The 11,315-nt window shown below is 73.4% G+C and carries 7 protein-coding genes and 1 pseudogene; 3 read left to right on the top strand and 5 right to left on the bottom strand.

What is annotated here, in order from left to right; genetic code table 11:
* Positions 1-539: pseudogene (locus EPD83_RS18850) on the bottom strand (ammonium transporter); the annotation flags it as partial.
* Between the two features lie 146 nt (positions 540-685).
* Here EPD83_RS18850 and EPD83_RS18845 point away from each other — a divergent pair.
* Complete coding sequence (locus EPD83_RS18845; protein WP_128368115.1) at positions 686-1,078, top strand: thiol-disulfide oxidoreductase DCC family protein; 393 nt, start codon at positions 686-688, stop codon at positions 1,076-1,078.
* Positions 1,079-1,445: 367 nt separating this feature from the next.
* Here EPD83_RS18845 and ftsY read toward each other — a convergent pair whose 3' ends face one another.
* The 3 genes from ftsY to EPD83_RS18835 all read right to left on the bottom strand — a co-directional run bounded on the left by ftsY (position 1,446) and on the right by EPD83_RS18835 (position 7,504).
* The gene (gene ftsY, locus EPD83_RS18840; RefSeq protein ID WP_128368114.1) at positions 1,446-2,636 is read right to left on the bottom strand and encodes a signal recognition particle-docking protein FtsY; all 1,191 of its coding nucleotides are present in this window, start codon (positions 2,634-2,636) and stop codon (positions 1,446-1,448) included.
* A 67-nt stretch (positions 2,637-2,703) separates the two neighbouring features.
* The gene (locus EPD83_RS20815) at positions 2,704-4,662 is read right to left on the bottom strand and encodes a M13 family metallopeptidase (protein WP_128368282.1); all 1,959 of its coding nucleotides are present in this window, start codon (positions 4,660-4,662) and stop codon (positions 2,704-2,706) included.
* 109 nt (positions 4,663-4,771) lie between these two features.
* Positions 4,772-7,504, bottom strand: coding sequence for a WD40/YVTN/BNR-like repeat-containing protein (locus EPD83_RS18835; protein WP_165566999.1), 2,733 nt, complete (start codon positions 7,502-7,504; stop codon positions 4,772-4,774).
* 249 nt (positions 7,505-7,753) lie between these two features.
* Here EPD83_RS18835 and lepB point away from each other — a divergent pair, with 249 nt between their 5' ends.
* Entirely contained in the window at positions 7,754-8,458 is a 705-nt protein-coding gene (gene lepB, locus EPD83_RS18830) for a signal peptidase I (RefSeq protein ID WP_235950722.1), read from the top strand.
* Positions 8,459-8,833: 375 nt separating this feature from the next.
* Complete coding sequence (locus tag EPD83_RS18825) at positions 8,834-9,832, top strand: NAD-dependent epimerase/dehydratase family protein (RefSeq protein ID WP_165566998.1); 999 nt, start codon at positions 8,834-8,836, stop codon at positions 9,830-9,832.
* 94 nt (positions 9,833-9,926) lie between these two features.
* Here the strand turns inward: EPD83_RS18825 and EPD83_RS18820 are convergent.
* On the bottom strand, positions 9,927-11,315 hold a 1,389-nt coding region (locus EPD83_RS18820; protein ID WP_165566997.1), incomplete at its 5' end, for an AAA family ATPase.

Here is an 11,315-nt window from a genome sequence, read left to right as displayed (position 1 = left end):
CCGGAGATGCTGCTGCCGGAGCCGCCGAGGATGCCGCCGCCCCAGACCATGTGGGCGATCGGGAAGTAGGCGAGGGTGGCCCAGATGGGGGCGAAGACCATCCAGGTCGAGAACTTCACGCGGTCGGCCACGGCGCCGCTGATGAGGGCGACGGTGATGACGGCGAAGGTCAGCTGGAACCCGACGAAGGCGAGCTCGGGGATGTTCCCGTAGCCCTCGTAGCCGAAGCTGTTGTAGATGGGCTCCATGTTCGAGAGGCCGAACTTCTCGAACGGGTTCGCGATGACCCCGAGGTTCTCGGTGCCGAAGGACATCGAGTAGCCCCAGAGGACGTAGACGACGCCGATGATGCCCATCGCACCGAAGGACATCATCATCATGTTGAGGATCGACTTCGCCCGGGTCAGGCCGCCGTAGAAGAGCGCGAGACCCGGGGTGGTCATCAGGAGGACGAGGGACGCGCAGATGATGACGAAGGCGGTCGACCCGTAGTCGAGCGTCTCCGCGGCATCCGCCATGGGGACAAGTACCGTGCTCATGGGCCAGTACTGTCGCCGCCCGGCGTTTCACCGTCCGCCGTGTCCCGTTACGCCCATGTTTCGGGAGTCCCGCGGGTGTAAGCATCGCGTTTCGGGCCCGTGGGAGTCCCGCATGATGAGACCCGCGTCCGTGGGACGATGAGGCGGTGCACGCTCCTCGCCCCGTTCTCGTCTTCGACGGCGACTGCGGGTTCTGCACGACCTCGGCCGGGCTGCTCGAGCGGCGGGTCCGCGGGTCCTCGCGGTTCGCGGTGCTGCCGTGGCAGCGGCTCGACCTCGACGCCTACGGGCTGACCGAGGGGCAGTGCACCGAGGCCGTCCAGTGGGTGGCCGCCGACGGCCGGGTGTCCTCGGCGCAGGACGCCATCGCGCGGTGCCTGCTCGCCGGGGCGCCGTGGGCGCGGCTGGTCGGGGCGCTGCTGCTCGCGCCCGGCGTCAACGCCGTCGCCGGCGTCGTCTACCGCTGGGTCGCCGCCAACCGCTACCGCCTGCCCGGCGGCACGCCCGCCTGCGCCGTCACCCCCCACCCGCCCCGCTGAGCCCTCCCGCCGCGCCCGGGACCACCCGCTCCCCGCCGCCGCCGCCGCCGCCGCCGCCGCCGAACTTTCTCGCCTGATCCCGCGACCTTCGGGTTCGCGCACCCTCCGAAGGCCGGCGAAGGTGAAGCTTCCGGGATCAGGCGAGAAAGTGCGACGAACTTTCTCGCCTGATCCCGCGACCTTCGGGTTCGCGCACCCTCCTAAGGGCGGCGAAGGTGAACCTTCCGGGATCAGGCGAGAAAGTGCACCGAACTTTCTCGCCTGATCCCGCGACCTTCGGGTTCGCGCACCCTCCGAAGCGCGGCGAAGGTGAACCCTCCGGGATCAGGCGAGAAAGTTGGGCGCGGGGGGTTGGGCGCCCGGGGGGTCACTCGACGATGGCGTCGACGAAGGCCTCAGGGTCGAAGGGGGCGAGGTCGTCGGGGCCCTCCCCCAGCCCGACGAGCTTGACCGGCACCCCGAGCGCCCGCTGCACGGCGACGACGATGCCGCCCTTGGCCGTGCCGTCGAGCTTGGTGAGCACGATGCCGGTAATGCCGACGACCTGGGAGAACACCTCGGCCTGCTTCATGCCGTTCTGGCCGGTCGTCGCGTCGAGGACGAGGAGGACCTCGTCGACCGGGCTCTGCTTCTCGATGACCCGCTTGACCTTGCCGAGCTCGTCCATGAGCCCGACCTTGTTCTGCAGGCGCCCCGCGGTGTCGACGAGGACGACGTCGGCCTCGAGCTCGGCGGCGGCCCGGACGGCGTCGAAGGCGACCGACGCGGGGTCGGCGCCGTCGCGGTCGGAGCGGATCGTGGGCACGCCGACGCGCCCGCCCCAGGTCTCCAGCTGGTCGGCGGCGGCGGCGCGGAAGGTGTCGGCCGCGCCGAGGACGACGTCCTTGTCCTGAGCGACGAGCACCCGGGCCAGCTTGCCGACGGTCGTCGTCTTGCCGGTCCCGTTGACCCCGACGACGAGGACGCAGGCGGGCCGGCCGTCGACCCGCTCGTCGGCCAGCGAGCGGTCCATCGCGGGGTCGACGAGCCGCAGCAGCTCCTCGCGCAGCATGCGCCGGACGGCGGTCTCGTCCTGGGCGCCCTCGACGGCGACCCGGGTGCGCAACGCCTCGACGAGCTCGGTGCTCGCGGCGACGCCGAGGTCGGCCGCGAGCAGGGTGTCCTCGACCTCCTCCCAGCCGGCCTCGTCGAGCTTCCCGCCCGCGAGCAGCGCGAGCAGGCCCTTGCCCAGCGCGGTGTTCGAGCGGGCCAGCCGGGCCCGCAGCCGGCGCAGCCGGCCGGCCGGCGCCTCGGGCGCCTCGACGGCCGGTGCCGCCGGGGTCGCCGGCGGCGCCTCGGGCTCGTCCTCGACGACCTCGCCGGGGTGCTCGATGGTGCCGATCGACCCGTCCGGCGCGAGGTCGGCGTCGGACGGCCCGGGGGTGCCCGGCGCCTCGGGCGCCTCCCGCTCGGGGGCGGTGGCACCGCCCCGGCCGCGCAGCAGGCCGACGACGACGCCGCCCGCGACGAGGAGGACGACGAGGCCGATGACGGCGTAGGTCCAGAGGGTGTCGGTCACCGGCCCATCGTGCCAAGCGGGCCCGCCCGCCCCAAACCGGCGTGCCGGGGGCGGGCGGGCCGCGGCGTCAGAAGATGCGGACGCGCTGCTCCGGCGCGAGCCACATGCCGTCGCCCTCGGCGGTGTCGAACGCCTCGTGGAACTCGGTGAGGTTGCGCGGGGCGTTGGCGCGCACGTCGACCGGGCTGTGCGGGTCGACGGCGAGCAGGCGCTCGGCCTCGGCGGGCCGCGAGACACCGCGCCACACCTGGGCCCAGCCGACGAAGAAGCGCTGGTCGCCGGTGAGTCCGTCGATGACGGGCGCCTCCTGGTCCCCGAGCGAGATCCGGTAGGCCGCGTGGCCGATGGTGAGCCCACCGAGATCGCCGATGTTCTCGCCGACGGTGAGCGAGCCGTTGACCTTCTTGCCCGGCGCGTCCCGGGTCTCGAGGGTGTCGAACTGGGCGGCGAGGGCGTCGGCGCGCTCCTGGAAGGCCTCCCGGTCGCTGCCGGTCCACCAGTCGCGCAGCTCGCCGCGGCCATCGAACTGCGAGCCGGAGTCGTCGAAGCCGTGACCGATCTCGTGGCCGATGACCGCGCCGATGCCGCCGTAGTTCACCGCGTCGTCGACGTCGGGGTCGAAGAACGGCGGCTGGAGGATGGCGGCCGGGAAGACGATCTCGTTCATGCCGGGGTTGTAGTAGGCGTTGACCGTCTGCGGGGTCATGAACCACTCGCCGCGGTCGACGGGTCCGCCGAGCTTGGCGAGGTCGCGGTCGACCTCGAAGGCCGTGGCCCGCTTGACGTTGCCGAGCAGGTCCCCGGGGACGACCTCGAGCGCCGAGTAGTCGCGCCAGGTGTCCGGGTAGCCGACCTTCGGGGTGAACAGCTCGAGCTTGGCCAGGGCCTCGGCCCGGGTGGCGTCGCTCATCCACGGCACCTCGTGGAAGCTGCGCCGGAAGGCCTCGACGACGTTGTCGACGAGCTCGACCATGCGCTCCTTGGCGTACGGCGGGAAGTGCCGCTCGACGTAGAGCCGCCCGACGGCCTCGCCGAGCGCGCCCTCGACGAGCGCGACGCCGCGCTTCCACCGGTCCCGCAGCTGCGGGATGCCGGAGAGGGTGCGCCCGTAGAAGGCGAAGTTCTCCTCGACGAACACCGAGGACAGGTACGGCGCGTGTCGGTGGACCAGGTGCCAGGCCAGCCAGTCGCGCCAGGCCTGCACCCCGACCTCGCCGAGCAGCCGGTCGACGTTGCGCAGGTGGTCCGGCTGGCGGACGACGACCTGGTTGAGGGTCCCGGGCGGGGCCTGGACCCCCTCGAGCCACGCGTCCCAGTCCAGGGCGGGGGCGAGCTCGGCGAGGCCGGCCCGGTCCAGCAGGGTGTAGGTCTTCACCGGGTCCCGGTTGGCGACCTTGCTCCAGTGCTCGGCGGCGATGCGGGTCTCGAGGTCCATGACGCGGTCGGCCGCGGCCTCGGCCCCGGGCCAGGCGACGAGCGCGAGCATCCGCGCCACGTGTGCCCGGTAGGCCGTGCGCTGCTCCTCGAAGTGCGGCTCGCGGCAGTAGGACTCGTCGGGCAGGCCGAGGCCCGCCTGCTCGAGGTAGACGACGTAGCGGTCGGGGTCGCGGTCGTCGGTGTTGACGAAGGGGACGACGACGCCGTCCACCCCGTCCCGCGCGAGCTCGCCGAGCAGGCGGGGCAGGCCGGAGGTGTCCCGCAGCGCCGTGACCCTGTCCAGGTCCGGCAGGACCGGCCCGGCGCCGAGCCGCTCGACGGTGGCCTCGTCCATGAAGTCGGAGTACAGGGCCCCGACCTTCGCGGCGTCCCCCTCGGTGGGGGCGGTGGGCGTGTCCGCGGCCACCTGCTCGACGATGGTGCGCACGTGCTCCTCGGCGCGCTCGCGCAGGACGTCGAAGGTGCCCCAGCGGCCCCGGTCCTCCGGGACCGAGGAGCTCTTCAGCCAGAGCCCGTTGACGTGGGCGAACAGGTCGTCCTGGGGGCGGACGGCGGTGTCCATCGCGGATGTCTCGATGCCGGACCTCATGGACCTGGCTGCTCCTTCGTCGGGGACTTCGGGGTTCTCTCATTCGACCACAACGCACCGACGGCGCGGACCGCGAGTGCGGTCCGCGCCGTCGGGCGTGCGGTGCCGGTCAGGCCGGCGGGGTGATGCTCCAGATGCCGCGGCCGTGGGTGGCGGCGTAGAGCACGCCGTCCGGGCCGAGCTCCAGCTTCATGACGACCGTCAGCGGCAGGCCGCTGCCGAGCCGCTGCCAGTCCGTCGCCCCGGGCGCCCGGTAGAAGGCGCCGAGGTCGGTGCCGACGACGACCGCGCCGTTCGGGAGCTGCTTGACGGTGCTGGCCGGCACGTCGGGCAGGTTCGCCGACACATCGGTCCAGGTCTTGCCGCCGTCCTTGGTCTCGTAGAGGTGCCCCAGGCCGACGCCCGGACCCTCCGTGAAACGGCGGGAGAACCCGTTGACCGCGGCGTAGGCGTGCATGCCGTCGGCCGGGTCGGCCCACAGGCCCTGGACGAAGCGGTTCGGGAACGAGGCCGGGAGCGTCAGCTGGTGCCACGTGCCGCCCGCGTTCGTCGAGATGCCCCGGGTGAAGCCCTGGTTGTTGCAGGGACCGCACCAGGAGGTGTACGCCACGCCGTTGGCCATGGAGACCGCGGTCGTCGAGTGGCCGGAGCCGTTGTCGAAGACCTTCTTCAGCGCGCTGGAGTCCTGCGCCTGCCACACCTTGTCGGCGGTGTAGACGTACTGGCCGCCGAAGATGCCGGCGTCCGGGTTGCCCGCGTCGATGCCGACGGGGGCGATGAAGCGCGGGTTCGGGTCGCCCGGGTCGAGGCTGCGCGAGGTCGCGGTCGCCTCCGAGGTGGCGCCGGGGTTCTGCGCGCAGTTGTTCGTCACGTACAGCGACAGGTAGACGTACTCCTGGATCTGGTTGCAGCCCTGACGCGGGTCGGCGAACCCGTCCGCACCGTCACCGCCGAAGTTCGAGCCCATCCGGCCGGCCGGGTCGGCATTGCTGCCGTCCGGGTTGACGTGGAAGAGGTTCGAGACGCCGTTGTCCTGCAGACCACCGGACACGACCATGCCGCCGTGCTCGGTGTCCTTGCCGACCGAGACCGAGTAGTACTGCAGCGCGCTGTTCGTCCCGTCGTTCATCGCGACGAGGTCGGTGGCGTTCTTGTTCGCGTTGAGCGAGCCGTTGACCGGCCGGCGGTAGACGCCGCCGTCGTTGCCGAAGAATACGTTCTTGCCGCCGACGGCCACGGAGTGCTGGTCGGGGTGACCGGCCAGCGGGCAGGTGTTCTTGGCGTCGGAGATGCTCCAGCACGGGAAGTAGAAGTTCCAGTACGGGGACGGGGTCGCCCAGTGACGGCCGGCGTCCGTGGTCTCGAAGACCTCCTCGAGCCCGGCCCAGACGTGGTCGCGGTTGTTCGGGTCGACGGTGAGGAACTGGTTGTACCAGGCCTGCACACCGACGCCGTAGCCCTTGCGGTCCAGCGCCGACCCGCTGTTGTGCAGCTGGGCCTCGTTGGCGATCTGGTTCCACGGTCCGAGCGGGGAGCCGGTCTTGGACACGTAGATGCCCATGAGGCTGGAGCTCGAGGCGATCTTGCTCGGCTGCTGCACCAGCGCGTAGAGCCGGTCACCGGCCTTGCTGAACGCGAACGTCGTGTAGCCGACGTCGCTGCCGTTCTTGATGTTGCCGAGCGTGACCGCGAGCTTGTGCCAGCTCGACGGGCCCTTCGTGTAGTCCTTGGTCTCGTAGAACCCGTTGTAGGTGTCGCCCGAGCGCCAGCCGATGGCGGCCACGACGTGCTTGGGGTTCTTCGGGTCGACCGCGATGTCGTTGACGATGTTCTTGTACGCGGCGTTCGTCGGCCCGCAGGCGATGTCGTCGGTGCAGTTCGACCCCTCGGGGACGAGGACGTTGCCCGCGTCGTCGGTGATCTTCGGCATCCACGACATGTTCGGCGCGAAGGCGAAGGTCCACGCCCCGCTGTCGCTGGAGCCGCTGTGGTACCAGATGCCGCGGTTCGTCGCCGCCCACATCTTCCCGTCGCCGCCCGGACGGATCCGGCCGATCGTCGTCGACTGCAGCTCCTGGCCGCCGACCTGGTCGCCGGTGCTGAACGAGCCCGTCTTCGGGTCGCCCAGCCGGTAGACGCCGGCGCCGACGTACGAGGTGCCGCCGGTGTTGGCCTCGCCGGTGGCGAACCACAGCGAGCCGTCCTTGGCGAGCTCGAGGTCGCCCGAGGAGAGCGAGGGCAGCTGGTCGGCGATGGGCGTCCAGCCCGGGTTCGCCGACTGCGCCTGCCAAGAGGGACCGCTGCCCTTGGCCGCCGCGGTCGCGTTCGAGCTGCGGAAGACGCCGCCGTCGGCCCCGGCCGCGTAGACGTACTTGCCGCCCGGGTCGGCCGCGAGGCCGGTGACCCGGCCGGTGACGTAGCCGGCGCCGCCGCTGCTGTTGGAGAACCAGTCGCGGTAGCGCGGGTCGTCGGCGTTGTACGGGCTCTTGGTCACCTCGTGCCAGGTGCCGGCGGTCGACGGCAGGCTGCTGATCTGCGAGTAGGCGTTCCCGTAGGCGCCCGAGTCGACGATGCCCGACGGGGCGGTGCGGGCCTGGGCGAACTGCTCGGCGATGGTCACGGCCTCGCGCGACTCCGACTGCGCCTCGGTCGGGTTGCCGCCCGCGATCATCAGGGCCTTCTCCATGACCGCGGCGTTGTAGCCCCGGTCGCGCCACTGGTACTTCAGCCACTGCTCGTTGAGCTCGTGGCGTCCGGCGAACGCCATGCCGGCCGAGGCGACCAGCCCCGTGCCGACGATGCCGGCGACGACCCGCCGGCGGGTGGTGGTGAACGGACTCATCGGTCTCCCTCTGACCTGGCGTCGCAGCTGGTCCACGGCGCGCCGATCGGCGTCGGGTGGGGCGCCACGCGGAAACGTACGCCCGTTCCGGACGGACTGGCAGGTTCCTGTCAGCGGACGCTGCCAGCCTCTTCTCAGGTCTGCCAGCGACCTCTCAGGAAGGGCGCCAAGGTCTCGATGTCGTCACGTCCGGGGCGCAGCCGCAGGTGGGCGGGCGGCCCGGGCGGTCGCGCGGTTATCGTGGCGCGCGTGTCCGACTCCGGAACCGCGCCGGACCGGCCCGCCCGCCGCCGCCGCCTGCCGTGGTTCACCGAGGTCGTCGTCGCCGTCGTCGGCGTGGCCCTCGTCCAGGCCTTCTTCGTCAAGCCGTTCGGGGTCCCGTCGCAGTCGATGGAGGACACCCTCCAGGTCGGCGACCGCATCCTCGTCAACCGGCTCGACGACACGTGGAACCGGGGGGACGTCGTCGTCTTCGGTCACGGCGCCTCCTGGCAGGACCGGCGGCTGCCACCGTCGGGCGACGTCGTCGAGCGCGGCGTCCGCCTCGTCGGGGACCTCACCGGCATCGGGCCGAGCAACACCTCGTACACCGTGAAGCGGGTCATCGGCCTGCCGGGGGACCGGGTCGCGTGCTGCAGCACCGACGGCGCGGTCACCGTCGACGACCGGCCGCTCGTCGAGCCCTACGTCAAGGAGGACCTGCCGTTCCGGCCGGGCACCCTCGACTGCTCCAGCACCCCGCGCAGCACCCGCTGCTTCCCCGAGATCCGGGTGCCCGAGGACACCCTGCTCGTCCTCGGCGACCACCGCTCGCAGTCCGCCGACTCGGTCATCGGCTGCCGGGGTGCGACCCAGGGCCCCGAGTGCGCCCGGCTCGTGCCGACCACCCGCGTCGTCGGGCCGGTCGTCCTGCGGTTCTGGCCACCCGGCGACCTCGGCGGCATCGCCCGCTGACGGCTCGCCGGCCCCTCCCCCCGAGCGCCTCTCCCCCGCCCCGCGCCCACCCACCCCGCGCCACCCCGCCCCGCCGGTCCCTCCCTCCCCCCGCCCGCGCCTCACCTTTCTCGCCTGATCCCGGAACCTTCGGGTCCGCCGGGGAACGGAGGGCCTGCGAACCTTAAGGTCCCGGTGCGAAGCAGTCCCGGGGCGGCCCGGGCGGGGCGGACCGTCCATCGCCGACCGGGGTCCGCTCGGCCAGGGCATCGTCGACCGGGGCACCGCACGGCCGGGCCGACCGGGGCTCCGCTCGGCCGGGCCGGTCCGACCGGGGTTCCGCTGCCGGCCGAACGCCCTTCCCCGCCGGGGCACCGGTGTGGTCGGCTGTCCGGCATGCGACTCCTCGTCCTCGGCGGCACCGCCTTCCTCGGCCGCGCGGTGGTGCGGGCCGCCCTCGACGCCGGCCACGACGTGACGTGCGTGGCGCGCGGGACCTCGGGCGCGGTGCCGGACGGCGCGCGGCTCGTCCGGCACGACCGGTCCGACGACGGGCTGGGCGGCGTCGAGGTCGAGGAGTGGGACGCCGTGCTCGACGTCGCCCGCGACCCCGGCCAGGTGCGGCGGGCCGTGCGCGCCCTCGCCGGGCGGGCGGGTCACGTCGTGTTCGTCTCGACGGGGAACGTCTACGCCGACCACTCCGTCGTCGGGGCCGACGAGTCGACGCCCCTCCTGACCCCACGGGAGGAGGCCGGCGACGACCCCGACGGCTACGGCGCGAAGAAGGTCGCCTGCGAGGTGTCGTACCGGGAGCAGTGGGGCGAGGACCACGTGCTCGTCGCCCGGGCGGGCCTCATCGGCGGGCCGGGCGACACCTCGGGGCGCTCCGGCTGGTACCCGTGGCGGTTTGCGCACCCCGCCGTCGACGGCGAGGTGCTCGTGCCGGACGACCATAACGCCCCGGCCCAGCTGCTCGACGTGCGCGACCTCGCGGCGTGGCTCGTGCGCTGCGCGGCCGGCGCGACGCCGGGCGTCGTCGACGCCGTCGGTCCGACGACGACGCTCGGCGGGGTGCTCGACGCCGCCCGGGCGGCGGCCGGATCGGCGTCGCGGCCCGTCCCGGCCGACCCCGCCTGGCTCACCGACCAGGGCGTCGAGCCGTGGATGGGCCCGCGCTCGCTCCCCCTCTGGCTCCCGTTCCCCGATTACGCCGGCTTCGCGGCCCGCACCGGCGCGGCGGCGCGCGGGCTCGGCCTTGCGACCCGGCCGCTCGTCGACACCCTCAAGGACACCCTGGCCTGGGAGGAGCGGCGGCCGGACGACGAGCCCCGGCGGTGCGGTCTCACCGACGACGACGAGCGCGCCCTGCTCGCCACCCGGCACGCCGGCGGCTGACCACGCCCGGGGCCGGCGCCCGCCGCGACGACCCGGCAGTCCCCGCCTACCAGCCGGAGGTGGGCGAACGCCGCGTCCGGGGGCCGCACGCGGCTCAGGCGGTGGCGGCGACGTCGCGGATGCGCTGGCTGACGACGGTCGTCACGCCGTCGCCTCGCATCGAGACTCCATAGAGCGCGTCCGCGACCTCCATCGTCCGCTTCTGGTGGGTGATGACGATGAGCTGGCTGGAGTCGCGCAGCTCCTCGAAGAGGGTGATGAGCCGGCCGAGGTTGGTGTCGTCGAGCGCGGCCTCGACCTCGTCCATGATGTAGAAGGGGCTCGGCCGGGCCTTGAAGATCGCGACGAGCAGAGCCACGGCGACCAGCGAGCGCTCGCCGCCGGAGAGCAGCGACAGCCGCTTGACCTTCTTGCCCGGCGGGCGCGCCTCGACCTCGATGCCGGTGGTCAGCATGTCGTCGGGGTCGGTGAGGACGAGCCGGCCCTCGCCGCCGGGGAACAGCCGGTCGAAGACGCGCTCGAACTGCTCCTTGGTGTCGTAGAAGGCCTCGGTGAACACCTGCTCCACGCGCTCGTCGACCTCCCGGACGATGTCGAGCAGGTCCCGCTTGGAGCGCTTGAGGTCCTCGAGCTGGGTCGTGAGGAAGGTGTGCCGCTCCTCCAGGGCCGCGTACTCCTCGAGCGCCAGCGGGTTGACCCGCCCCAGCTGGGAGAGGGCGCGCTCGGCCTTGCGCAGCCGCTTCTCCTGCTCCTCGCGGACGTAGGGGACGGCCGACTGCTCCGCGCCCGGGTCGTCGTCGGGTCCGGGGACGTGCGGCACGGCCTGGTCCGGCCCGAACTCGGCGACGAGGACCTCGGGGTCGACGCCGAGCTCCTCGACCGCCCTGGCCTGGAGCTGCTCGATGCGCGCCAGCTGCCGGGCCCGGGCCATCTCGTCGCGGTGGGCGGCGTCGGTGAGGTCGCGCAGCTCGTCCTGGACGCGGCCGAGCTCGGCGCGCAGGGCGGTGGCCGCCCGGTCGCGCTCGGCGCGCTCGGCCTCGGCGGCGTCGCGCAGGACGGCGGCCCGGGCCAGCGCGTCGGACACCCGGTGGACGGCGTAGGTCGCGGCCTCGTGGACGGCGGCGGCGACCGCGGCCTCCCGGCGGCGCCGCTCCTGCCGCTCGCGCAGCCGCTCGCGGGCGGCGATCTCGTTGCGCGCGGCGCCCTCGAGCGAGTCGGCCCGGCCGGCGAGCGAGCGGGCCCGCTCCTCCGTCGTGCGCAGGGCCAGGCGGACCTCGGTCTCGGCGGTGCGGGCCCGGCTCGCCTCGAGCTCCAGGCGGTCGCGGTCGTCGGTGGCGGGCTCGGCGTGGTCCTCGGCGGGCTCGGCCTCGGCCTGCTCCAGCCGCTCGGCGAGCGCGGCGAGCTCGGTCCGGTCGGCCTCCAGCCGCTCCTCGGCCTGGGCGATGGCCCGCTCGGCCCGCTCGGCCTCGGCGGAGGCCGTGCG

Origin of the sequence: Phycicoccus flavus (genome assembly GCF_004025965.2) — a bacterium.
In the GTDB taxonomy this organism is placed as follows: domain Bacteria; phylum Actinomycetota; class Actinomycetes; order Actinomycetales; family Dermatophilaceae; genus Phycicoccus; species Phycicoccus flavus.
The sequence above is the reverse complement of the archived record's forward strand: the minus strand, read 5'-3'. Positions and strand labels throughout refer to the sequence as shown.